20 protein-coding genes are annotated in these 22840 nt (G+C 73.3%); 10 read left to right on the forward strand and 10 right to left on the reverse strand.

Annotated elements, in window-relative coordinates:
• Positions 1-100: 100 nt before the first annotated feature.
• From WA640_RS18650 to mqnB, 6 genes are all read right to left on the reverse strand, one after another.
• Positions 101-337: a hypothetical protein gene (locus WA640_RS18650; RefSeq protein WP_106364338.1), complete on the reverse strand. Its 237-nt coding sequence runs from the start codon at positions 335-337 to the stop codon at positions 101-103.
• A 22-nt stretch (positions 338-359) separates the two neighbouring features.
• Positions 360-596, reverse strand: coding sequence for a membrane protein insertion efficiency factor YidD (gene yidD / locus WA640_RS18655; protein WP_335989557.1), 237 nt, complete (start codon positions 594-596; stop codon positions 360-362).
• A gap of 625 nt (positions 597-1221) precedes the next feature.
• Positions 1222-2148, reverse strand: coding sequence for an ATP-dependent sacrificial sulfur transferase LarE (gene larE / locus WA640_RS18660; RefSeq protein ID WP_335989559.1), 927 nt, complete (start codon positions 2146-2148; stop codon positions 1222-1224).
• Between the two features lie 268 nt (positions 2149-2416).
• Positions 2417-2818: a cold-shock protein gene (locus WA640_RS28885; RefSeq protein ID WP_106364335.1), complete on the reverse strand. Its 402-nt coding sequence runs from the start codon at positions 2816-2818 to the stop codon at positions 2417-2419.
• 166 nt (positions 2819-2984) lie between these two features.
• Positions 2985-3848, reverse strand: coding sequence for a 1,4-dihydroxy-6-naphthoate synthase (locus WA640_RS18670; RefSeq protein WP_335989562.1), 864 nt, complete (start codon positions 3846-3848; stop codon positions 2985-2987).
• 2 nt (positions 3849-3850) lie between these two features.
• On the reverse strand, positions 3851-4465 hold the full coding sequence (mqnB, locus tag WA640_RS18675) for a futalosine hydrolase (protein ID WP_106364333.1): 615 nt from the start codon (positions 4463-4465) through the stop codon (positions 3851-3853).
• A 357-nt stretch (positions 4466-4822) separates the two neighbouring features.
• Between mqnB and WA640_RS18680 the strand changes: the two genes are divergently transcribed.
• Positions 4823-5611: a DUF3027 domain-containing protein gene (locus tag WA640_RS18680; protein WP_219926738.1), complete on the forward strand. Its 789-nt coding sequence runs from the start codon at positions 4823-4825 to the stop codon at positions 5609-5611.
• Between the two features lie 29 nt (positions 5612-5640).
• Here the strand turns inward: WA640_RS18680 and WA640_RS18685 are convergent, their stop codons facing one another.
• Entirely contained in the window at positions 5641-5970 is a 330-nt protein-coding gene (locus WA640_RS18685) for a DUF2530 domain-containing protein (protein WP_106364331.1), read from the reverse strand.
• Between the two features lie 208 nt (positions 5971-6178).
• On the opposite strand from WA640_RS18685, the gene sepH reads away from it, so the two are divergent.
• From sepH to WA640_RS18725, 8 genes are all read left to right on the forward strand, one after another.
• Positions 6179-7198 (forward strand): septation protein SepH, encoded by a 1020-nt coding sequence (sepH, locus tag WA640_RS18690; protein ID WP_335989567.1) that lies wholly within the window; start codon positions 6179-6181, stop codon positions 7196-7198.
• Between the two features lie 129 nt (positions 7199-7327).
• Positions 7328-8590 carry an MFS transporter gene (locus tag WA640_RS18695; protein WP_335989569.1) on the forward strand — a complete coding sequence of 421 codons (1263 nt, stop codon included), beginning with the start codon at positions 7328-7330 and terminating at the stop codon, positions 8588-8590.
• A gap of 322 nt (positions 8591-8912) precedes the next feature.
• Positions 8913-9578 (forward strand): RNA 2',3'-cyclic phosphodiesterase, encoded by a 666-nt coding sequence (thpR, locus tag WA640_RS18700; RefSeq protein ID WP_181245778.1) that lies wholly within the window; start codon positions 8913-8915, stop codon positions 9576-9578.
• Between the two features lie 161 nt (positions 9579-9739).
• Entirely contained in the window at positions 9740-11650 is a 1911-nt protein-coding gene (locus tag WA640_RS18705; protein WP_335989572.1) for an outer membrane protein assembly factor BamB family protein, read from the forward strand.
• Positions 11651-11839: 189 nt separating this feature from the next.
• Positions 11840-13693, forward strand: coding sequence for a glutamine--fructose-6-phosphate transaminase (isomerizing) (gene glmS / locus WA640_RS18710; protein WP_335989574.1), 1854 nt, complete (start codon positions 11840-11842; stop codon positions 13691-13693).
• A 165-nt stretch (positions 13694-13858) separates the two neighbouring features.
• A complete protein-coding gene (gene dacB, locus WA640_RS18715; RefSeq protein WP_335989575.1) occupies positions 13859-15427 on the forward strand; it encodes a D-alanyl-D-alanine carboxypeptidase/D-alanyl-D-alanine endopeptidase in 1569 nt (522 codons plus the stop codon).
• Between the two features lie 194 nt (positions 15428-15621).
• Positions 15622-15993 carry a holo-ACP synthase gene (locus WA640_RS18720; RefSeq protein WP_106364325.1) on the forward strand — a complete coding sequence of 124 codons (372 nt, stop codon included), beginning with the start codon at positions 15622-15624 and terminating at the stop codon, positions 15991-15993.
• 30 nt (positions 15994-16023) lie between these two features.
• The gene (locus tag WA640_RS18725; RefSeq protein ID WP_335989578.1) at positions 16024-17484 is read left to right on the forward strand and encodes an NAD(P)H-hydrate dehydratase; all 1461 of its coding nucleotides are present in this window, start codon (positions 16024-16026) and stop codon (positions 17482-17484) included.
• A gap of 250 nt (positions 17485-17734) precedes the next feature.
• Here WA640_RS18725 and WA640_RS18730 read toward each other — a convergent pair whose 3' ends face one another.
• Entirely contained in the window at positions 17735-18232 is a 498-nt protein-coding gene (locus WA640_RS18730) for a cysteine dioxygenase (RefSeq protein WP_335989580.1), read from the reverse strand.
• 333 nt (positions 18233-18565) lie between these two features.
• Between WA640_RS18730 and WA640_RS18735 the strand changes: the two genes are divergently transcribed.
• Positions 18566-19525 (forward strand): C40 family peptidase, encoded by a 960-nt coding sequence (locus WA640_RS18735; RefSeq protein ID WP_335989582.1) that lies wholly within the window; start codon positions 18566-18568, stop codon positions 19523-19525.
• A gap of 67 nt (positions 19526-19592) precedes the next feature.
• Here the strand turns inward: WA640_RS18735 and WA640_RS18740 are convergent, their stop codons facing one another.
• Both WA640_RS18740 and WA640_RS18745 read right to left on the reverse strand, forming a co-directional pair.
• Positions 19593-21617, reverse strand: a complete 2025-nt coding sequence (locus WA640_RS18740) for a SpoIIE family protein phosphatase (protein ID WP_335989585.1) — start codon at positions 21615-21617, stop codon at positions 19593-19595.
• A gap of 191 nt (positions 21618-21808) precedes the next feature.
• Positions 21809-22723: an LPXTG cell wall anchor domain-containing protein gene (locus WA640_RS18745; RefSeq protein WP_335989588.1), complete on the reverse strand. Its 915-nt coding sequence runs from the start codon at positions 22721-22723 to the stop codon at positions 21809-21811.
• Positions 22724-22840: the final 117 nt, after the last annotated feature.

Raw genomic sequence — 22840 nt, forward strand, 5'->3', positions numbered from 1 at the left:
AATTTCCTTACAAGATTCTGACGACCCATTGCATCGCTGTTCCTCGATACGCAAAGCAGCCCCCCGCAGAAGCGGAGGGCTGCAGCGAATCAGGAGGCGACTAGTGGCGCTCGTCCTCAAGGTGGCGGGTCGGCACCGGAGGCGTGTGCTCGTAGTGCACGGACTTGACCGGCACAGGGAAGGCGGAGGTGCCGAACGGCGACGCCGCGCCGATCACGCTGGAGGTGAACTCGCCGACCTCCAGGTGCCCGGGCTTGACCTCGCGGGAGCGGGACTTGCCGGCCGTCGTTGCGGGCGCGTTGTCGGGCTCGCGGCCCACCAGGTTCGAGTCACTCATGACCTGGATCCTAACGGGCGCCTCAGCGGCCGGGAACCGGATCACGGGTGCCTCGGGTCACGCCCGGTCGGCACCGCAGGATGCGGGCGACGGCGAGCCTTCCGCCGGTCCACAGCCCGTACCGCGACACGGCCCGGTAGCCGTAGCCCGAGCAGCTCGGCACGAACCGGCACTGCACCTGGACCCGCGGCGACAGGTACCGCCGGTACGCCGCGATCGCCCGCAGCCCGAACCGCCGCGGCCCCTCCCGGCGCCGCATCCTCGCCCGCTCCAGCCGCTCCGGCGTCAACCGCCCGAACCCCAAGGCCCCCAGCGCCATCGAATGGAACGGCCCCGGATCGGTCGCGCCCCCGCACGGCCCCGCGCACGCATTGCACGGCCCGCCCGGATCGCACGCCGCCCCGAGCGGCGCCCCGCACCCGGCCGAGCAGCCCGGCTGGTACACGCTGACGCACCCGGAGAACTCCACCCGACAGTTCTACACGCCCGCCCCCGCCGCCCCGAACCTGCGGACCGCCGCCAACGCAATCGGAGCGTCCTCATGTCCGAAAAGGAACCACCGCCCGTTATAAACCGAACACCCCTGTATCAGGGAATTGCCAGGTTCGGCACAGGCCCGGTTCAGTCTCATGTCCCACGGTGAACCCCTCGGGGAATGAGGGGTTCCCGAGGGGTTATGGACCCGGTGGGGCTATCGGACTCATCCTCCACTGACGATCGCCGCCGGCCCCACCGGGTACTCGCACTCCATCCCGAACAACGATCACGTTGCACCCCAACGCCCCCTACCTGTCACACCCCTAGGTCAGGGTTGTTGAACCGGGGGCCCATCATTCGGAACATTTCGGGAATATCCCGAAATAACCACCCGGCCATCGGCCGTTTCAGCGGTACCGCTCCGGATTCGGCAGCAGCTCGTTCATCGCCCCCGACCGGAACCCCTGTGAGTCCAGCCGCACTTCCGCGAACCCGGTCACGGCCTCCAGCAGCGACGGCCGCTCCGCGACCGCGGCCACCAGCTCGGCGTCGATCTCCACCCGGGCGGTCCCGCCGCCCATGTCGCGCACCCGCAGGTTCCGCACCGGGATCGCGGCCGCCCCGAACGCGTCGCGCAGCGCCTCCTCGGCCTCTGCGACCCGCCGCAGCCCTTCGGCCGTGACCTCGACCCCGTACGCGATGCGGCTCGCGAGGCAGGCCGCCGCGGGCTTGTCCCACGTCGACAGACCCCATGCCTTCGAGGCGGCGCGGATCTCGGCCTTCGTGAGCCCGGCGTCGGCCAGTGGCGTGATCGCCCCGGCCCCGGCCGCGGCGCGGATGCCCGGCCGGAACCCGGCCGCGAGGTCGTCGGCGTTCGTGCCGGTCGCGACGGCGGCGACGCCGCGCGCCGCGGCGAGCGGCCCGACGACGCTCATCAGCTCGGTCTTGCAGAAGAAGCAGCGGTCGCCCGCGTTGGCGCGGTAGCCCTCCCGCGACAGCTCGTCGGTCGCCGGAGCATGGTGGACGACCCCGAGGCCCTCGGCGAAGGCCCGCGCCCGGTCGAGCTCGGCCGCCGGCAGCGACGGCGACACGGCCGTCGCGGCCTCGACCCGCTCCGGGCCGAGCGCCCGCACCGCGGCCGCGAGCAGGAACGCCGAGTCGGCGCCGCCGGAGAACGCCACCATCAGCGACGGCAGCGAGGCGAGCCGTTCGAGCAGTGCATCGACACCCTGTCCGGCGCCGCGATCGGCGCCGTCGCCGACGGCGGGTCCGGGGAGGGAAGCGTCGTCGTCAAGGCCAGGTGCGGGAAGGGCCGCTTGGGGATCCGAGGTCACCCCTCAGAGACTAGCCCGCCTCACGGCTGCACCGATTTCTCCAGACATAACGGATATGTCCCTACCGATGGGCCCCCGGTTCAACAACCCTGCCCGAGAGGTCCGACAAGTCCGGGTTCGCGAGCGGTCCTCGGAAGTGCGGGAACCGGAGGGCGGTCGCCGGGCGGCCGGAGTCCGGCGGGGGAATCCGGGTCGCTGAGGACTGGAGTCGGCGGGAGGTCCGGGTCGCCGCGGCCGCCGCGTGGGGTCGGCCGCGGTTCCCGTGCGGCTATTCGAGGTCGGCGGCGACGGCGCGGAGGAGTTCGGCGATCTTCGCGCCGGTCTTGCGGTCGGGGCGCCTGCCGCGCGAGAGCGGCGGCATGACCTGCTGTTCGAGGACGCCGATGAGGTCCTGGAGGAGGCTGTTGAGCTCCTCGGGGGAGCGCCGGGGCGTCTCGGGGGCCGCGGCCGCACCCGCGGCCTGCGGGGCGGCGAGCACGTGGAGGCCCATCGCCTGGACGCCGCGGCGCGTGTCGATGATGCTGTACTCGACCTTGGTCCCCTTGGCGAGTTCCTCCACGCCTTCGGGGAGCGCGTCGCGGTGCACGAAGACGTCCTTGCCGCCGTCGTCGCGGGAGACGAATCCGAATCCCTTCTCGGCGTCGAACCATTTCACTCGACCACTGGGCACCGCTGAACCTCGAACTTCTCTCTCTTGCCGGCTACTGCTGAGTTCCGTCAAGCCTAGCGTGGCATGAACCGGACGGTCCGGAACGCCCGGGTGAGGGAACCGACACGCACCGCGACACCCGCCCGGGCCCTTGGGGATCGCGCGCCCGAGCGCTCGCCGCCGCGCGTCAGGGGATCGCGATGCCGAGCTCGGGGACGAGCCCGAGCTCCGCGGCGCCGCCGAGGAGCCGTGTGATCGCGGCGCGGCCCTCCTCGCCGAGGTCGCGGGAGAACTCGTTGACGTACAGCTCGATGTGCTTGGCGCACACCTCGTCGGACATCTCCTGCGCGTGCTCGGCCACATAAGCGCGGCTCGCCTCGGGGTTCGCCCACGCGTAGTCGAGGGAGGCGCGGATCGCGTCGGTGACCGCCGCCGTGTCGAGATGCGACTTCGCGACGATCGCGCCGAGCGGGATCGGGCAGCCGGTCGCGCCCTCCCACCACTCGCCGAGGTCGACCAGGCAGTCGAGGCCGTACTCGCCGTACGTGAACCGGGCCTCGTGGATGACCAGCCCGGCGTCGAAGCGGCCGTCGCGCACCGCGGGCATGATCTGGTCGAACGGCACGACCTCCACGCTCACCCCGGGCCCGCCGAGGTCGCGCAGCCACAGGTTGAACAGGAGGAACGCGGTACTGCGGTCCGAGGGCACAGCGATGCGCCTCCCCTCCAGGCCCGCGAGCCCGCCGGGGCCGGTGAGGACCAGCGGCCCGCATCCGCGCCCGAGCGCGCCGCCCGCGGGCAGCAGCCGCCATTCGGGGCCGAGGTGCGGCAGGGCCGCGTACGAGACCTTCGCGACGTCGAACTCGCCTCGCGCGCAGGCGGAGTTGGTGACGTCGATGTCGGCGAACGTCAGCCGGGTCGCGGGGGCGCCGTCGATGAGGCCGGAGGTCCACGCGTGGTAGATGAACGTGTCGTTCGGGCACGGCGAGTGCGCCAGGTGCAGCGCGCCGCCGGGCTCGTACGCGTCGAAGGGGACGCCGAGTGCCGCCATGCCTACAGCTCCCTGATCGCGCCGGTGAGGGACTTCAGGGCCGAGCCCCAGTCCCACTTCTCGACGTCGCGGTCGCCGACGAAGTTGGAGACGGTGCGGATCTCCGCGAACGGCAGGCCCGCGTGCTGGGCGGCGGTCGCGACGCCGAAGCCCTCCATGGCCTCCCCGACCGCGTCGGGGTACCGGTGGGCGAGGTTCGCGGCCTGCCCGTCGGAGCCGGTGATCGACGCGAGGGTGAGGATCTCGCCGCGCACGCCCTCGACGGCGACGGTCAGGACCGTGTTGCAGCCGATCCGGTTGGTGCCGAACCCGATCTCGTCGATCGGCTGGAACCGCCACGGGAGGTTCACGCCGAGCTCGGCGTGGACGGAGTCGGTGGCGATGAGCACGTCGCCGATCTTCGCGCGGCCCTGGAACGCCCCGCAGATGCCCGCGTTGACGACGACGTCGTAGGCGCGGCCCATGTGGCTGTTCTCGGCGATGGTCCGCGCGGTGGAGGCGGCGGCCGCGGCCGGGCCGACGCCGCAGACGAGGATGTCCAGCTCGTGGCGGAGCGAGCGCCCGGCCTCGACGGCCTGGGCCTCCTCGGCGACCGCGCACACGACGAGTATTCGCATGCCTGAAACGGTACCGGCCCCGCCCCCGCTCCGGCCGCCGCACGGACCGTGGCGCCCGCCGCAGCGATCCCGCGGGCGGCGTGAGGACGGCCTGCGCCCGTCCGCTCGCGCGGCGGCCCGCTCTCGCGGACTCGGACGGCCGAATCCTCACCCGCGCGGCACGACCGCGCGCGGCGGTCCGTACTCCGGGTCCGAGGGCAGCCCGTCGTTGACCTCTGGGTAAGGGCCCCCGGTTTCCAGCGTCCCTCCGGGGTGCGACATTTCCGGCCCGTCCACCGCGCAGGTGTGGCGCATCCCGCTCCCTCGCGGCCGCACCGTCCGCCGGGTGCGGGCGCGAGCTGACCTATGCTTGAGGGCGTGCCTGACAGCTCCACCACTTCCGCCGCCGCCAAGACCGCCCGCGCCCGCAAGCCGCGTCTGGACAAGGCGCTCGCCGATGCCGTCGACCTCGCGCGCGAGGCCGCCGAGGAGGCCGGGGACGGGATCGGGGAGCACCTGAGCGTCGAGGCCGAGTCGGAGCGGGTCGTCACCCACTACTTCGAGTGCACCCTCCCGGGCTACCGCGGCTGGCGCTGGGCCGTCGTGCTCACCCGCGCCCCGCGCGCCCGCGTCGCCACCGTCTCCGAGACCGCGCTCCTGCCGGGCCCCGACGCGCTCCGCGCCCCCGCGTGGGTGCCGTGGGCCGACCGCCTCGAAGGCGGCGAGGTCGGCACCGGCGAGGTCCTCCCCACCGAGGACGACGACGACCGCCTCATGCCCGCCTACCAGCTCTCCGACGACGACGCCGTCGAGGACATCGCGTTCGAGCTCGGCCTGGGCCGCGAGCGCGTCATGAACCGCGAGGGCCGCGCCGAGACCGCGCAGCGCTGGTACGACGGCGACCGCGGCCCCACCGCCCCGATCGCCGAGGCCGCGCCCGCGCCCGCCCGCTGCGGCACGTGCGGGTTCTTCCTGCCGCTCGCCGGATCGATGCGCCTCGCGTTCGGCGCCTGCGCGAACCTGTACTCCTCGGAGGACGCCCGCGTCGTCTCCGCCGACCACGGCTGCGGCGCGCACTCGCAGATCAGCGAGTTCGTCGACACCACCCCGCAGGGCGTGGAGAAGTCCGAGATCGTCTACGACGACGAGGGCTCCGAGATCCTCTAGCGGGTCCTTCCGCGGGCCGCGCCGGGCCTTCAGCCCTTCCGGTCGCCGCCGAAGTGCCGCCGGTCGGCGACGACCATCGCGGCCGTCCCGAGCAGGCCGATGACGACGCCAGTGAGCGCGCACGCGCCCCACCACTCCCTCCCCGAGTCCGCGAGCTGCTCGCGGAACAGCTGGGTCAGGATCAGTGCGACCGTCCACACCAGAGTCCCGGCGACGGCGATCGGCGTCATGCGCAGCCGCACGGCCTCGGCCGCGGGCAGTTCGGGGGTCTTCTTCACCCGGTGGTAGGCGGCGCGGGGGTTCGCCGACGAGCCGGACGCTGACGCGGCCGGGGGCTGGGAACTTCCGTCGGTGGACACGCTGCCAATGTACGCTGCGACAGTCCCCGCGACAATCGGTCACGCCGACGCGAGTCGGCATCGCGTTGCCGCGGACGGGCACCGCCGGGGGTCGCGCCGCCGCGATCGCTTATAGGCACCCCGCCGGTTGTGGTCCGCCGGTAGGGTTGGGCGTACGCTCGGATGAGCTGGCAATGCGGCGCTGACGAAGACACGAGGGGTGGAAGGCATGAGGCCGGTACGGTTCGTAGCCCTCTCTGAGGACGGTCATGCGCTCGTGCTCGCCGACGAACTCGGCCGCCTGCTGGCCCTCCCGCTCGACGAGCGGGTCGCCGCGGTCGTCGACGTCCCGGAGGGCGGCAGCGCCATCCGGGCCAAAGTGGACGCGCCGCCGTCCAAGCCCGCCGCCGCGAGCCGCCCCGTCCCGCAGCGCCCCGCCGCCGTCAACCTGTCGCCGCGCGACATCCAGACCCGCATCCGCGCGGGCGAGTCCGCCGAGGACATCGCCGCCTCCGCGCAGGTCGCGGTCGATCGGGTGCTCCGCTACGCCGGGCCGGTCCTCCAGGAGCGCGCCATGCTCGCCCAGGCCGCCCGCCGCTCGCGGCTGGCGACTTCGGAGCGCGGCGAGCGCATGTCGAACGTCGTCGACGTGAAGCTCGGCACCCACGGGGTCGACCCCGAGGCCGTGTCGTGGGACGCGTGGCGCACCGAGGACGGCTCCTGGCTCGTCCAGGCGTCCTGGTCCTCCGGGAAGACGACCGCGCGCGCCCGCTGGAAGCTCGACCGGGCCCGCCAGACCGTCACGCCCGACGACGAGATGGCGCAGTTCCTCTCGACGCCGCTGCCGACGCAGGTCGCGGCCCCGAAGGACGCGCCGAGCGACCTCGGCGTGCGCCCCGGCGACCCGGTGCGGCCCTCGCGCGACCCGATGCACGGCCTGCAGGAGCGCGACGACGACGCCCGGCCCGACCCGCTGCGCCGCGACCGCCTCCGGGAGGTCCTGGAGCGCCCGCTCGACGACGGCGGCGGGCGCGGCAAGCGCACATCGCAGCTCGGCCTGCCCGGAACGACCGCGCCCGAGCAGCGGGAGACCCCCGAGGTCCCCTCGCTCGCGGTGCTCCGCCCGAACAAGCGGACCGTCGCCGACGACGACCTGAACGTGCCGCCGCTCGCGGCGGCCGGGTCGAAGCCGCGCAACCAGCTGCCGGGCTGGGACGACGTCCTCTTCGGGTCCGCCGGCAAGGACTAGGGACTCAGCGCACCTCGCTTCCGCGGCGGGGCGGGCCTCCGGGCCCGCCCCGCCGCTTCGTGTCGCTGGCGAGAGAAATCGGTCTCACTTACTGGCTTGCCGACCGGTAAGTAAATACACTTGAATGCGATGTCTCCGGTCCTCCTCGGCCAGCTGCGCCACACGTTCAGAGCCCTCGCCTACCCCGCCTTCCGGGTGTACGCCGCCGGGCAGCTCGTCGGCACCCTCGCGTTCTGGCTCCAGACGACCGCCGTCTCCTGGCTCGTGCTCGAACTCTCCGGGAACTCCGGGACCGCCCTCGGCTGGACCCTCGCGCTCCAGTTCGGCCCCTACCTCCTCTTCGGCCTCCACGGCGGGAAGATCGCCGACAGCTTCGACAAGCGCCGCGTCCTCCTCTTCTGCTCCCTCGCCTCCTCCGCGGTCATCGCGGTCCTCGGCGCGGTCGTGTTCACCGGCCACATCGAACTGTGGATGGTCTACCTCGGCATGTTCGCGTTCGGGTCCGTCGCCGTCGTCGAAGGCCCGGCCCGCCAGGCGTTCTACTCCGAGATCGTCGAACTCGAAGCGCTCCCCAACGCCGTCGGCCTCGGCAGCGCCATCTTCAACACCAGCCGCATCGCCGGGCCCGCCCTCGCGGGCGTCCTCATCGCCGTCACCTCGACGGGCACCGTGATCGTCGCCTGCGCCGTGCTCGCGCTCGGCCCGGCCGCGGCCTGCGCGGTCCTGCTGCGCCGCAGCCTCTCCAACCCCGTGCGCCGCCGGGCCGACTCAGGCGGCATCCGCGAGGCCCTGCGCTACGCGGGCGCCCGGCCCGACATCATCGCCGTCCTCGTCGTCTCGCTCCTGGTCTCGGGCTTCACGTTCAACTTCGCGCTGACCCTGTCCATGCTGGCGCGCACCGAGTTCCGCACCGGCGCCGACTCCTACGGCCTGCTCCTGACCGCGCTCGCGGTCGGCGCGCTCGCCGGGTCCCTCGCCTCCGGCCGCCGCTCCGGGCGGCCCACGCTGAACACGATGCTCCTGTCGTCGTCGCTCCTGGGCGTCGGCACGTTCGCCGTCGGCCTCGCGCCCTCGCTGTGGTCGGCGATGGCGCTCCTGGCGCCCACCGGGTTCGCGATGGTCTACTACGCGCAGGCCGCGAACCAGCGCGTCCAGATGGGCGTGCGCGCCGACTTCCGCGGCCGCGTGCTGAGCCTGTACATGCTCGTGTTCCTCGGCTCCACGGCCGTGTTCGCGCCGATCGTCGGCTGGTTCATGGAGCAGTACGGCGCCCGCGCGGGCCTGTGGCTCGGCGGCCTCATCGCGGTCGCGACGCCCGCGGCCGTCGCGCTCGCCAAGCGGGCGCAGGTGCGCCGCCGCGCGACCGCGCTCGGCGGCAAGGCCATGCCGTAAGGGGCAGGAGCCTCCACAAGGGTCGTGACGTCCCGTATCGGTGAATCCCAGCAGGTGAACCAGAGTGATCCGTGTGGATTCGCGTGGTGCCCGACTTCGCCGCAATCGCCCCGAACCTCCTGCGGCTCTGGGGTCTCAGGAGTCAACTCGAACGTTACTTCCGCGAAATTACTGTCCCGTCCAATGGGATTTCACTGAATGAACGTCGGAAGTTGCTGCGAGGATAGGCACATCGTGACAGCCCTCGACCACGTCGCGCCGACACACCGCTCGACGCAGGCGCGGGTCACCGATCCCGAGTAGAGCCCCTGGAGGGAATCCAGTGAGTGCCTCCGCCACCGCGGCCGTACAGGCCGCACCCCAGGTACGGACCGAGCGCCTCTTCGCTGCGCTTCCGCTTCCCGACAACGCCGTCGCCGATCTCGCCGAAGTCGTCTCCGACCTCAACATCGCGCGCCGCGGCGCCCCCAGCCGCCCCGGCGCCGCGGGCCGCAGGCCCGCGACCGGCGGCCGCCTGGTCCGGTCCGAGAACTGGCACCTCACGCTCGCCTTCCTCGGCGACGTCCCCGCCGCCCGCTGCGCCGAGGCCGCCGAGGCCGTCGCCGCCGCCGCGCGCGAGTCCGCGCCGATGCGGCTGTGCGTCTCCGGCGGCGGGCGCTTCGGCCGCGGCCGCTACTCGGTGGTCTACGCCGGCCTGGACGGCGACGTCGCCGCCCTCGTCGACCTCGTCCACCGCATCCGCGCCGGCCTTATCGCCGCGGACCTCCCGGTGGACCAGAAGCAGTACCGCCCCCACGTGACCCTCGCCCGCCCCGGCGACCGCGTCACCAACCAGCAGGCCGCCCAGGACCTCCTCACGCTCCGCCGCTACTACGGCCCCAGCTGGACCGCGGGCGAGCTCGTCCTCTACAAGTCCGACTTCGGCAAGGCCCCGACCGGCGTCCAGCCGCACTACACCCCCATGGCGGCGGCCCCCCTCGGCGGCTGACCGCCGGACGGGGCCCGCCCGACTGTCGGACCCCCGTGTCAGGGTTGCGACCGGGGGGCCCAGTGGGCCGATCGCCATTCGGGCTGCCCTCAAGGGAGAAACCCGCTCGCGATCTGCGCGAAAGCCCGGATCGGGCGGCCGGTGACCGGTAGAAAGAGGGCATGTCCCACAACGCTTCCGGCGCCGGCCGCTCCAGCACCGACGCGGCGCCGCCGCGCGCGCCCAGGAACGGGCGCCCACTCGCCCGCGTCTTCCTCCGCGCCGCCGGGATCACCGCGCTCGCATGCTGGGCCGTGCTCCTCGTCTGGGCGTCGTTCGGGACCGGCGCGACCAGCACCGGGTCCTCCGGCGTGTACATGATCATCGGCACCGTCGCGTCCGTGCTCATCGCCGCCGCCGTGATCACCACCGCCGCCGCCCACACCGGCCTGCGCATCATCATCGCCGCGCTCGCCACCGCAGTGTTCGCCGCCGCAGCCGGATGGGCCGTCTACTCGTCCATGCCCGAGGCCGGGCCCGGCCAGTTCATCACCCACCGCGCCGGGGTCGCCGCCCTCGCGTACGGCTTCGGCGTCCTCGGCGGCGGCCTCCTCGCCCTCTCCGAGTTCGTCGTCGAAGGCTACGCGGGCGGGCGCGCCCGCCCCCCGAAGTCCATGCGCCGCAAGGTCGGCGTGTTCGCCGTCGCCGTGGTCGTGCTCCTCGCCGCCGCCCTCGCCCCCGCCATGCAGCGCTGGGCCGAACTCGCCAACCAGGACGTGCGCACCGGCGACACCGCCGTCAACGAGGCCGGCCTCGACGGCCTCGCCGCGCTCGCCGGCGTCGAGCGCTTCACCGACACCCCCTACGGGCTCCTGCGCACCGACCACCCCGCCGACCCGACCCCGCAGGCCGTCACCATGCTCGACCCCGCCACCGGCGCCGCCGTCTGGTACCACCGTCGCTGGAACTGGCTCGCCGCCCAGCCGCCCGTCCTCTCCCACCCGCAGGACCTCGTCGCCCTCACCGGCCCCCGCGCCGACGACCGCGGCGACTTCCAGGTCCGCGTCCTGCGCACCCGCGACGGCGAAGAGGTCGCCACCGCCGGGTTCGACGGCTCCCCCGGCGCCCTCCTCGCCCTCGCCGACGACCGGCTCCTGTTCGCCGAGGACGGCAGCGAGGTCTTCCACGTCTACGACTTCGGCGGGAACCTCCTGTGGGACGCCGAGATGCCGCCCGGCTGCGAAGGGAACGCCGCCCAGGTCGCCGGGGGCCGCGTCGCCCTCCTCGCCAAGTGCGTGCCTGCGCCCGACCGGCCCGTCGCCCGCGACTACGTCCTCGCCTTCGACCTCGACGACGGCGCCACCGCCTGGGAGCAGGAGGTCGACAAGGCCGCCGAGGTCGTCCCCGACTCGTTCCTCGTCTCCGGCGACACCGTCCTCATCGACAGCCGCATCGAGCACCGCGTCACCGACGGCCCGTTCTCCGCGCGCCGCTTCGAGCACCGGCTCATCGCCTACGGCCTGAGCGACGGCGCCGAGCGCTGGCAGGTGAAGGACCAGTCGTTCGGGTCCACGAACTCCTCGGCGTGCGGGGGGACCCTGCACCTGTCGCAGCCGACCGCCGCGACCGCCTCGGGGGTGGTCGCCGGGGGCGAGGCCCGCGCCGACGTCCCCAAGGCCGAGCGGCGCACCGTGCAGATCATCGAGTGCTACACGGCGAAGGACCGCGAGGGCTCCTGGCTGGGCGTCATGGCCTACGACGCCGACACCGGCGAGCGGCTCTACAAGAAGTCCGTGCGCCTGGGCTACACGCCGCTCGACCCGGAGGTCGCGCGCGGCTGGGGCACCGTGCTGCCCGACAACCGGGCCGTGCTCGCCGCAGACGAGTCGCTCGACCCGACCCGGCCCGACTGCCGCCTGTACGAGGTCGCCGCGGGCGAGGCCGTCGAGGTCGCGCTCCCCGCGGCCGGGACCGAGGGGACCGCGGTGCCCGCGGACTGGTGCCACGACGCGCAGATCAGCGCCGCCGCCAGTGGCGCGGCCATCAGCTACGTCGACGAGGACGGGACCCGCGGCATCGCCGTCATCTCGTAGGAGGGCGGTCCCGCGGGCGCGCGGCCTCCCGAGCGTCCCGGGGGCGCCCCCGGCCGCGGCGAACGCTGCGCGACCGGGGGGTGAACGACGCGCGACGCCGCGGCGAACGGCAATAATGATCAGACTGTGTGATCGATTACCGATGAACCGCGCACGAGTGATGCGCGAAACTGCGGTAGGGTTTCTCGCATGTGTGGAATCGTTGGATACGTCGGCCGCCGCAGCGCCGTCGACGTCGTGCTGGACGGCCTGCGCCGTCTCGAATACCGCGGCTACGACTCCGCGGGCGTCGCGCTCGTGTCGGCCGACGGCCGCATCGAGGCCGACAAGCGCGCCGGGAAGCTCGCGAACCTCGAAGCGGCCCTCGCCGACCACCCGCTGCCCGAGTCCACGTGCGGCATCGGCCACACCCGCTGGGCCACGCACGGCGTGCCCTCCGACCGCAACGCGCACCCCCACCGCTCGCACGACGGCCGCATCGCCCTGATCCACAACGGCATCATCGAGAACTTCGGGCAGCTGCGCGCCGAGCTCGAAACCGGCGGCGTCGAGTTCCTCTCCGACACCGACACCGAGGTCGCGGCCCACCTCCTCGGCGCCGAGTACGGCGTCGACGGCGACCTCACCGCCGCGATGGCCCGCGTCTGCCGCCGCCTCGAAGGCGCGTTCACGCTCCTCGCGGTCGCCGCCGACGACCCCGACACCGTCGTGGGCGCCCGCCGCAACTCCCCGCTCGTCGTCGGCCTCGGCGAGGACGAGTACTTCCTCGCCTCCGACGTCGCCGCGTTCATCGCCTACACGACCGACGCGATCGAGCTGGGCCAGGACCAGATCGTCACGATCAACCGCGACGGCGCCACCGTCTCCGGCTTCGACGGCGCCCCCTCCGAGGGCAAGCCGTTCAGCGTCGACTGGGACATCGCCGCCGCCGAGAAGGGCGGCTACGACACGTTCATGGCCAAGGAGATCCACGAGCAGCCGCAGGCCGTCGCCGACACGCTCCGCGGGCGCATCGACGAGTCCGGGCAGATCGTCCTCGACGAGGTCCGCATGTCCGACCAGGACTTCCGCGACATCGACAAGGTGTTCATCGTCGCGTGCGGCACCTCCTACCACGCCGGGCTCGTCACCAAGTACGCCATCGAGCACTGGACGCGCATCCCCTGCGAGGTCGAGCTCGCCTCCGAGTTCCGCTACAGGGACCCCGTCCTCGACCGCTCCACGCTCGTCGTCGCGATCTCCCAGTCCGGCGAGACCATGGACACGCTCATGGCCGTGCGGCACGCGAAGGACCAGAAGGCCCGCGTCCTCTCCATCTCCAACACCGTCGGGTCCACGATCCCCCGCGAGTCCGACGCCGTCCTGTACACGCGCGCGGGCATCGAAGTCGCCGTCGCCTCCACGAAGGCGTTCCTGACGCAGCTCGCCGCCTGCTACCTCGTGGGCCTGCACCTCGCGCAGGTCCGCGGCATCAAGTACGCCGACGAGGTCTCCGCGATCCTCGACGAGCTCGTCGCCGCCCCCGGCAAGATCGCCAAGGTCATCGAGCACCTCGACCCCGTCCGCGAGATGGCCCGCGAATGCGCCGCCAGCGGCGAGCGCGTGCTGTTCATCGGCCGCCACGTCGGCTACCCCGTCGCCCTCGAAGGCGCGCTCAAGCTCAAGGAGCTCGCGTACCTGCACGCCGAGGGCTTCGCCGCGGGCGAGCTCAAGCACGGCCCGATCTCCCTCATCGAGGACGGGACGCCCGTCATCGCGATCGTCCCCAGCCCGCGGGGCCGGTCCCTCCTGCACGACAAGATCATCTCCAACATCCAGGAGGTGAAGGCCCGCGGCGCCAAGGTGATCGCGGTCTGCGAGGAGGGCGACAAGATCACCGCCGTCCACGCCGACCACGTCATCGAGACGCCCGCGTCCCCGACGCTCCTCGCGCCGCTGCTCACCGCCGTCCCGCTCCAGGAGTTCGCCGCCGAGCTCGCCACCGCCCTGGGCCGCGACATCGACCAGCCGCGCAACCTCGCCAAGTCCGTGACGGTGGAGTAGGACACGGTGGAGTAAAGCGCGGTCGCGAAGCGCCGCAACACGTTCCGACACCGGCGGCGGGGGCTGTTACGCCCCCGCCGCCGCTTCGGTTGCCCGGCATCGGGGCGATATTGGACACTTCCGTGCGAACTCCCGCAAGACGTGCGCAGCGTTTATGCTCGCGGAGTGAAAAAACGCACCCTGATCTCAGGCGCCGTGGCGGTCACCGCCGCAGGCGCCATCACCCTCGCGGCCACCACGGTCGCACAGGCCCAGGAGACCGGCAACGAGGCGCTCGCCGCCGCGATCGACGCGATCCTCCAGGACCCCAAGCTCACCGACTCCCAGTCGAGCATCATCGTCAAGGACGCCGCCACCGGCGAAGTCGTCTACGACCACCACGGCAACCAGCGGGCCGTCCCCGCCTCCACCAACAAGCTCTCCACCGTCGCGGGCGCGCTCGACGTCCTCGGCGAGGACCACACCTTCACCACCGACGTCCTCGGCGACCGCCCCGTCGACGGCGTCGTCTCCGGCGACCTCTACCTCCGCGGCTCCGGCGACCCGTCGCTCCTCCAAGCCGACTTCGAAGCCCTCGCCGCCGACCTCGCCGCCGCCGGCGTGTCCACCGTCGACGGCGACCTCGTCGCCGACGACACCGCCTTCGATGCGGCCCGGCACGGCGACGAATGGGCCTGGGGCGACCTCCAGTACACCTCCGCCAGCGAGATCTCCGCCCTCACCATCGGCTCGGGCACCGACCACTTCTCCGGCACCGTCCGCGTCTTCGTCAAGCCCGGCGCGAGCGCCGGAGCCCCCGCCGTCGTCACCACGGTCCCCGAGACCGACTACGTGACCATCGAGAGCACCGCCACCACCGGCACCACCAACAACGTCGCCGTCAACCGCGACGAGCACTCGAACACCATCCGCGTCTCCGGCACCGTCGCCGCCGGGACCTCCGGCACCTACGCGACCCGCTCCGTCATCGACCCGACCGGACTCGTCGCCGACGTCTTCGCCGACGCGCTCGCCGCCGAGGGCATCGACCTCACCGGCGGCATCCGCCTCCACGAGACCACCCCGCAGGGCGGCGAAGTCCTCGCCACCCACGACTCCGAGCCGCTCGCCGCCCTCACCGACGACCTGCTTAAGCCCTCGAACAACCTGTACGCCGAGGCGTTCTTCAAGGCCGTCGGGCTCGCCCAGACCGGCCAGGGCACCTTCGCGTCCGGCAAGGCCGGCGTCTACGGCGCCATCGAGGACTACGGCGTCGACACCGGCCCGATCCGCCAGGTCGACGGCTCCGGCATGTCCCGCTTCGACGAGCTCACCCCCGACATGCTCACCGACCTCCTCATCGGCGCCCAGGACGCGACCTGGTTCGACACCTACCAGGCGTCGCTCCCCGTCGCCTGCGTCGACGGCACCCTCGCCAGCCGCATGTGCGGCACCGAGGCCGCCGGGAACGTCCGCGCCAAGACCGGCTCGATGACCTCCGTCTCGTCGCTCGCCGGGTACGTCACCGACGCCGACGGGCGCGAGCTCGTCTTCGCGATCATGTTCAACGACTACCTCACCAGCTCCGTGAAGGGCCTCGAAGACCAGATCGCCGTCGCCATCGCCTCGCACGGCGCCGACGCCACCGAATCCGAGATCGCCGCGTTCGCCGCCGAGGCCGAGGAGATCGCCGAACCCGCCGAGGAGCTCCCCGCCGACTGGGAGTGCTCCTGGTACGAGCCGAGCATCTGCTAGACCCCTTGCGCCACAAGGGCCCGGCCGCACCAGCGGCCGGGCCCTTCCCCGTCCCCGCCTGGCTGACGCCCGACACCGAACGGCCCCAGACGGTCCCGCACCGTCCACAACCGGCCCCGCGACAGACCCCCACGCTCGCGGATGAACCCGCCCGAACAGGGGCGGGACGCCCGATCCCGTGGCACTCTTGACGGGTGATCGTCGCCGTGGGCATAGACGTCGTAGCCGTGGACCGGTTCGAGCGCGTACTCGAACGGACCCCGCACGTCGCCGACAAGCTCTTCACCGAGGCCGAGCGCAGCGCCCCCGACGGGCGCCGACGCCGCACCGAGTCCCTCGCCGCCCGCTTCGCCGCCAAGGAGGCCGTCGCGAAAGCCCTCGGCGCCCCCGGCGGAATGCGCTGGGCCGACTGCCAAGTGCTCTCCGAACCCGACGGCCGCCCCTCCCTCACCATCACCGGATCGGTGGCCGCCGTCGCCGCACAGCGTGGCGTCTCGCGCTGGCACGTCTCGCTGTCGCATGATGGCGGTATAGCGACAGCGGTGGTGATCGCCGAGACGGCCTGACGGCCAACGACGTTCCGGAGAGGAACAGCCATGGACGGTGCATGGACGGCAGCGGCGGTCCGCCGCGCGGAAGCCCAGCTGATGGCGACGCTCCCGCCGGGGACCCTCATGCAGCGCGCCGCGGCCGGCCTCGCCGCCGAATGCGCCGCCATCCTGAAAGAGCAGCGATCCACCCGGACCGAGCGCGCGGGCGTCTACGGCGCCACCGTGATCGTCCTCGCCGGGCCCGGCGACAACGGCGGCGACGCGCTGTTCGCCGCCGCCCGCCTCGCTCGCCGCGGCGCCCGCGTCTTCGCCGTCCCCGTCATGGGCGGGCGCGTCCACCCCGTCGCCGCCGCCGCGCTCACCCGCGCGGGCGGGCGCCTCGTCGCCGAGCCGCCCCGCCGCTGCGACCTCCTCCTCGACGGCGTCCTCGGCATCGGCGGCCGCCCCGGCCTGCCCGGCCGCGCCATCGACCAGCTCGCCCGCATCGACGCCGGAACCGTTGTCGCCGTTGACGTCCCCTCCGGCGTGGACGTCGACACCGGCGCCGTCCCCGCCAGCGCCGTCACCGCCGACACCACCGTCGCGTTCGGCTCCCGCAAGCCCTGCCACGTGCTCGGGCGCGCCGCACTGCTCACCGGGCGGCTCGTCCTCGTCGACATCGGACTCGCCCCGCACCTCGACCCGAACCCGGCCGTGCGGGTCGCCGACGAGGCGGACATCGCCCGGTGGTGGCACCGGCCGGGCCCCGACGACGACAAGTACACGCGGGGCGTCGTCGGCGTCGCGGCCGGCTCCGACCGGTACCCGGGCGCGGCGGTCCTGTCGACCGCGGGCGCGCTCGCGGGCCCCGCGGGGTACGTCAGGTACGCGGGCGGGGCGTCGGAGTTCGTGCGGCGCAGCCACCCCGAGGTGGTGTGCACGCCGACGGTGAAGGAGGCCGGGCGGGTGCAGGCGTGGCTGGCCGGGCCCGGGTTCGGGACCGACGAGGCCGCGCTCGGGGAGCTGCGGTCGGTGCTCGTGTCGCCCGCGCCCGCGGTGCTGGACGCGGATGCGCTGACGCTGATCGGGGAGTACCCGTCGGTGCTGTCGCGGCGGGAGGCGCCGGTGGTGCTCACGCCGCACGACCGCGAGTACGAGCGGCTGTACGGCTCGCCGCCGAGCGAGGACCGCGGCGCCGCCGCGGCGGCGCTGGCGAAGCGGCTCAACTGCACGGTGCTGCTGAAGGGGCACCACACGGTGGTCGCGTCGAGCGACGGCGCGGTGTGGGCGAACCCGACGGGGCGGCCGCAGCTGGCGACCGCGGGGTCCGGGGACGTGCTCGCGGGGTTCATGGCCTCGCTGCTGGCGTCCGGGATGGACGGGGTGCGGGCGGCGGTGGCGGCGGCGTTCCTGCACGGCCGCGCGGGCGGGATCGCCTCGGCCGGGCACCGGACGGTGACGGCCTCCGATGTGGCGCGCGCCTTGCCGGGCGCGGTGGGCGCGGTGCTGGGCGCGGCCCGCGCGTAAGCGGGTTTCGGCGGGTCGTAATGCGCTGCGGGAGTGTCGGACCCGCGAGGGAGGCTTGAGTATCGGGGGTGCTCGCGCCCCCCGCCAACTGGGGTGCCCACACACAGGCCGCGAGCGGCTACGGGGTCGCGGCCGTGCGGGCGGGCTACGGCTCGAACACCGGGCGGTCGGGCGGGTTGTCGTACCTCCGAGGGAGGCTTGAATATCGGGGGAGCTCGCGCCCCCCGCCTGTTGGCATGCGCTTCGGGCGCTACCAGTCTTCGCCTGCGCGTTTGATGCGGGAGGGGGCGAGGCCGGTTTCGTCGAGGAGGTAGGTGCGCATCGCTTCGAGGCCGGGCGAGTAGACGTGGAGGCTGACGGCGGGTTCGGGGGAGTCGTTGCGCATGGCGTGGACGGTGCGGTCGTCGACGGCGGTGACGTCTCCTGCCTCAAGTGGCTGGCGGCGGAGGCCGGGGAAGTCGCCGGGGGTGACGGTGTACTCGGTGAGGCGGCCGGAGACGACGGCGACCGCTGCGGCGGCGGGGCGGGCGACGCCGCCGTGGTCGTGGAGTTCGGTGCCCTGGCCGGGGAGCCAGGCGAGGAGCCATGCCTCGTGGTCGGGTCCGGCGAGGACGCGGCGGGCCCAGCGGCTGGCCTTGGTGAAGCGGGGGTTGAGGGTGAGGTTCGCGGCGTAGAACCCGGCGAGCGCTTCGAGGCGGTCGGTGCCGAGGACGGCGGGTGCGGCGGAGATCATGGCGGGCGTGCGCATGTGCGGAATGGACCTTCGGTGCGTCGGAACGGTTGTCGGTGTCTGGGCGCGCCGAGCCGCCCGGGGGCGGGTCAGCGCTGGTGACAGCGGCGACGGGGACACGACGTGAAGGCCATGGCCCCATCGTAGCAATTCCCAGGCAACTCACAGGAGCGACACACCTCCGGTGGGAGTGCCGTTACGCTGCGAATTTGTCACTACCGGGGTCTTCCGGCGGCGAAACGGCCGCGCTAGGCTCATGTCTGGCCTCGCCGGGCCGCCGCGCGGCCGGCCCCGCCCTCGGTAGCCCCGGTCGCCTCCCGACCTCCCGAATCCCGAAGGAGCACCCTCCTCGTGAAGCACTCGTCCGTCCGCCGCAAGTGGACTTCCGCCGCCGTGATCGGCGGGCTCCTGGTCTCCACCGCCGCCTCCGCGCCCGCGTTCGCGCAGCGCGACACCGGCGACGTCAACGACGAGATCGAGCAGACCGACGAGGACCTCGCCGCCGCCGTCGACGAGTACAACCAGCTGGTGCAGGAGATCGAGGACAACGAGCACCTCATCGAGGAGACCGAGGTCTACCTCGAAGACGCCGAGACGAACCTGGACTCCCTGCGCGACCAGCTCTCCGCGTACATCCAGTCGGCGTACGTGGACCAGGGGATCGGGGACGCGGCGATGCTGCTCGACTCGGGCTCCCCCGACGCGTTCGTGGAGCGCATGGACCGCCTGAACTCGGCGAACCTGTACAACTTCGAGCTGATGGACGAGCTGCGCGCCGCCTCCGAGGAGTACACGACGCAGCTCGACCTCCTCAACGACCTCCAGGCCGACATGGCCACCGACAAGGAGGCCCTTGAGGTCAAGGCCGACGAGCTCACCGAGCGAATCGACGAGCTCAACGAGGAGTGGCAGACCGTCGCCGGCGACGCCGTCAACGAGTTTGACCTCCCGCACATGACCGACGACCAGCTCACGGTCGTCAACTACGCGCTCGCGCAGCGCGGCGACTGGTACGTGTGGGGCGCCGCCGGGCCCGACAACTGGGACTGCTCGGGCCTCATCCTCGGCGCGTACGCGCAGATCGGCATCAACCTGCCGCACAACGCCGCCGCCCAGTACAGCCAGACCGCGAGCATCAGCCGCGACGAGCTCCAACCGGGCGACCTGGTCTTCTACAACAACCTGGCGCACGTCGGCATGTACATCGGCAACGGCCTGATCGTGCACGCCCCGAACTCCTCCACGTACGTGAAGGTCGTGTCGATCGACCACGGCAACTCGTACTACGGCGCCACGACGATCCTGCACTAGGGGTCCGACGGTCTTCAGGCCCCGCGGCTCCGGCCGCGGGGCCTTTTCCGTGCCTTGGGACTCGGGCCTACTCGGGGTCGCAGCGGACGACGAGGATGGCGATGTCGTCGCGGGGGGACTCGGGGGAGAACGCCTCGACGGCCTCCAGGAGCGCCGTGGCGATCTGGCGGGCGCTCTTGCCCGCGGCGCCGCGCACGGCCCGCTCGATGCGCTCGTGGCCGAACATGGCGGCGCCGTCGCGGCGCTCGGTGACGCCGTCGGTGAAGAACACGAGCGCGTCGCCCGCGTCGAGGCGCACGTCCTCGGGGTTCACCTTCACGTCGGGGAACAGGCCGACCGCGGTCCCTTCGCGCCCGACCCACTCGATGCCCCCGGCGGCGCGCAGCAGCAGCGGCCGCTCGTGCCCGGACAGGCACAGCGTCGCGGTGACCGACCCGGCCCGGTCGCGGTCGAGGAGCGCGGAGGCGATGGTCGCGTAGCGGAGGTCCCCGGGCTGCTCCAGGAGCGTCGCGTTGAGCAGTTCGAGGGCGCGCGGGAGCGGGCGGCCGTCGCGGGCCATGACCCGCAGCACGTCCCGGACGACGCCGGTGACGGCCGCGGCCTGCGCGCCCTTCCCGCACACGTCGCCGATCGCGACCCACAGCCGGTGGTCGGGCAGCTCGGTGGCGTCGTAGAAGTCGCCGCCGACCTCGGTGCCGACGATGGGCCCGGGCCCGGACCCGGGCAGGCGCCGGGCGGTCGCGGGCAGGTACTCGGCGGCGAAGGAGACCCCGGCGACGTCGGGGAGCGACCCGGGCATGAGCGCGGCCTGGAGCTCGTGGGCGACGGCCTGGCGCTCGGCGTGGATGCGGGCGTTGTCGAGGGCGAGCGCGGAGCGCTTCGCGAGGTCGGCGATGACGGCGCGCTCCTCGGAGGAGTGGTGCCGGTCGGCGTGGCGGCCGACGGTGAGGACGCCGATGGTCGCGCCCCGCGCCGACAGGGGCACGGCGATCGCGTCGAGGCCGCGGGGGACGGGCAGCTCCATGCCGGTCCACCCGTCGGTGGTGAGCGCGGCGCCGAGCGGCTCGGCGGCGGCTTCGAGGCGGGCGCGCAGGTGCTCCAGCTCGCCTTCCTCGACGTGGGTGAGGGCGGCGAGGCGCAGGCCCGCGCCGTCGCCGGTGAGGCTGACGGCGGCCCACCGGCCCAGCTGGGGGACGACGAGCTGCGGGATGAGCGCGACGGTGAGGTGCTCTTCGAGGGAGTGCGCGAGGAGCTCCCCGGCCTCGGCGAGGTACGTGAGCCACCCGGAGCGGCGCTGCTCGTCGGTGCGCATCCGGTCGATCTGGACGGCGAGGGCGACGCGCTCGGCAACGAGGTCGGCGAGGGGCCGCCACGACGGCTTCGGGTCCCCGGCGAGGACGAGGCGGCCGTTCGCGGGCGCGGTGAGCGGCAGCGAGGCGGTGACCGCGGGCGCGCCGACGTCCCCGAACTTGGCGATGACCTGCGCGCCGGTGCCGTCCCCGGCGTCGTACTCGATGGCGCCGCCGTCGGCGCCGGTCGCGTCGTGGCAGCGGGCGAGCAGCTCGGTGACGATCTGGTCGACCGGGAGGCGGGACTGGAGCGCGGGGGCGACGGTGAGGAGCGCGGCGAGCTGCCCCAGGTCGGGTTCGCTCTCGCCGCCGTCGTCGGGGGCCGGGCGCGGCGCCGGGGGCGCGTCCGGGTCGCGGTCGATGCGGAACCAGATCGACTTGCCGGTCTGGTCGTGGGTGGTCCCCCACGAGGACGCGAACCGGTCGACCAGGAGCAGGCCGCGTCCGCCTTCCGCGGTGACCTCGGGCATGGCGGTGTCGAGCGGGTCGATGCCGCCGGAGCGGTAGTCGGTGACGGTGACGCGCACGCCGATCGAGTCGGCGGCGACGGTCAGGTTGATGTCGGTCCCGGCGTGGACGACGCCGTTCGTCGCGAGTTCGGTGGTGAGCAGCAGGGTCTCGTCGAGCAGCTCGGTGAGCCCGGCCTCGGCGAGGACCGCGCGCACGGCGGCGCGGGCTGCGGCGGGGGAGCGGTCGTCGGCCGGCAGCCGCAGCCGACGGGCGGCCCTCTCGGGGTACGTCACCGGGCCAGTCTATGCCCGTCGCCCATGCGCCCGCCGCACCCGTTCGGGGCCGTCTACCTGCCGCTGCACCGGGTGGCGCAACGGCCGCCCCGGTCGGGCACCGACCGGGGCGGCCGTCGTTCCGGTGCCGCTTCGGACACCTTGGGCCGCAACGCGACACCATGTCTCGGGAGCGTTCGGAGGCGGTCGGGCTACTCCCAGTTCCCGGCGGTCCTGCGGCGGCGGAAGACCGCGGACACCACGGCGCCCGCGAGCAGCGCGGCGGCCGCCGAGGAGACCAGGACGGTGGCGGAGCCGCCGGTTACCGGGAGTGCCGGCTCCTCCTCGGTGGGGAGTTCGGGCCGGACCGGATCGGACTCGAAGAGGAACATGCCGTACCCGGAGTGCCAGATGCCGGAGCCGTCGGTCTCCACGAGCGAGAACCGGTCGTCCCCGTCGAGGTCGTAGTGCGCGCCCGGTTCGGCGAGGGCCGCCTCCAGGCCTGCGGCGTCGACGTCGACCGCGTGGTAGGGGGCGGCGTCGGCGGCGGTCACCTCGCCGGTGATCTCGAACGTCAGCGGGGTCGCCTCAGAGGGAGTGTAGGCCTGGCCCGCCTCGGGCGCGAAGTCGGTCAGGATGCAGGTCGCGCCCCACTCCCAGACGGTGCAGTTGTCGTACCCGGGGGCGGGGTAGCCGTTGTAGGTGGGGTTGCGCTCGTCGTGCAGGAGCAGGTCGTCGCGGTCGACCGTGGCGGTGAACACGAGGATCGTCGCGGCGGTCAGCTCCGGGTCCGGGGCCGCCTCGTCGACCATGAACTCGGGCCGGGCCGTAACGGCCGTGCCCATGTTCGCGCCCTCGATGTGCTGGTCGGCGTACCTGTAGACCGCGCCGTGCGACCAGGCCTGCGGGCCGGGCGCCTCCGCGGGCCCCTCGGGGTCCTGCCGCTCCTCGGCCTCTGTGGCCTCGTTCTCGGTGCTGTCGGCCGCGGTACTCTCGGTTCCGGCGGGGCCCGAGGGGGCCTGCGCGGTCTCGTCCTGGGCGAATGCGGGTGCGCCGGCCGCGAGGGCGAGCGCTGCGGCGGTTCCGGCCGCGGCGAGGCGCAGGCCGGTCCTGTTGGCGGGTGACATGAGCCTCCTATGCGGCGCTTCACCGGGACGCGGCGCCGGGTCCCCCCGGTGGGGAGCGGGCCCTCCACGGCAGCGCTGTACAGGTTGACACGTGCCTCAGTGGATTACGGTTGCGTG

This window comes from Glycomyces sp. MUSA5-2 (genome assembly GCF_037034145.1).
In the GTDB taxonomy this organism is placed as follows: domain Bacteria; phylum Actinomycetota; class Actinomycetes; order Mycobacteriales; family Micromonosporaceae; genus Glycomyces; species Glycomyces artemisiae.

Excerpts from the sequence above, each read along its gene's own strand:
- WA640_RS18650 (WP_106364338.1), bottom strand. The coding sequence starts at position 337 with ATGAGTGACTCGAACCTGGTGGGCCGCGAGCCCGACAACGCGCCCGCA.
- yidD (WP_335989557.1), bottom strand. The coding sequence starts at position 596 with ATGCGGCGCCGGGAGGGGCCGCGGCGGTTCGGGCTGCGGGCGATCGCG.
- WA640_RS18670 (WP_335989562.1), bottom strand. The coding sequence starts at position 3,848 with ATGGCGGCACTCGGCGTCCCCTTCGACGCGTACGAGCCCGGCGGCGCG.
- mqnB (WP_106364333.1), bottom strand. The coding sequence starts at position 4,465 with ATGCGAATACTCGTCGTGTGCGCGGTCGCCGAGGAGGCCCAGGCCGTC.
- sepH (WP_335989567.1), top strand. The coding sequence starts at position 6,179 with ATGAGGCCGGTACGGTTCGTAGCCCTCTCTGAGGACGGTCATGCGCTC.
- WA640_RS18695 (WP_335989569.1), top strand. The coding sequence starts at position 7,328 with ATGTCTCCGGTCCTCCTCGGCCAGCTGCGCCACACGTTCAGAGCCCTC.
- WA640_RS18705 (WP_335989572.1), top strand. The coding sequence starts at position 9,740 with ATGTCCCACAACGCTTCCGGCGCCGGCCGCTCCAGCACCGACGCGGCG.
- glmS (WP_335989574.1), top strand. The coding sequence starts at position 11,840 with ATGTGTGGAATCGTTGGATACGTCGGCCGCCGCAGCGCCGTCGACGTC.
- WA640_RS18725 (WP_335989578.1), top strand. The coding sequence starts at position 16,024 with ATGGACGGTGCATGGACGGCAGCGGCGGTCCGCCGCGCGGAAGCCCAG.
- WA640_RS18730 (WP_335989580.1), bottom strand. The coding sequence starts at position 18,232 with ATGCGCACGCCCGCCATGATCTCCGCCGCACCCGCCGTCCTCGGCACC.
- WA640_RS18745 (WP_335989588.1), bottom strand. The coding sequence starts at position 22,723 with ATGTCACCCGCCAACAGGACCGGCCTGCGCCTCGCCGCGGCCGGAACC.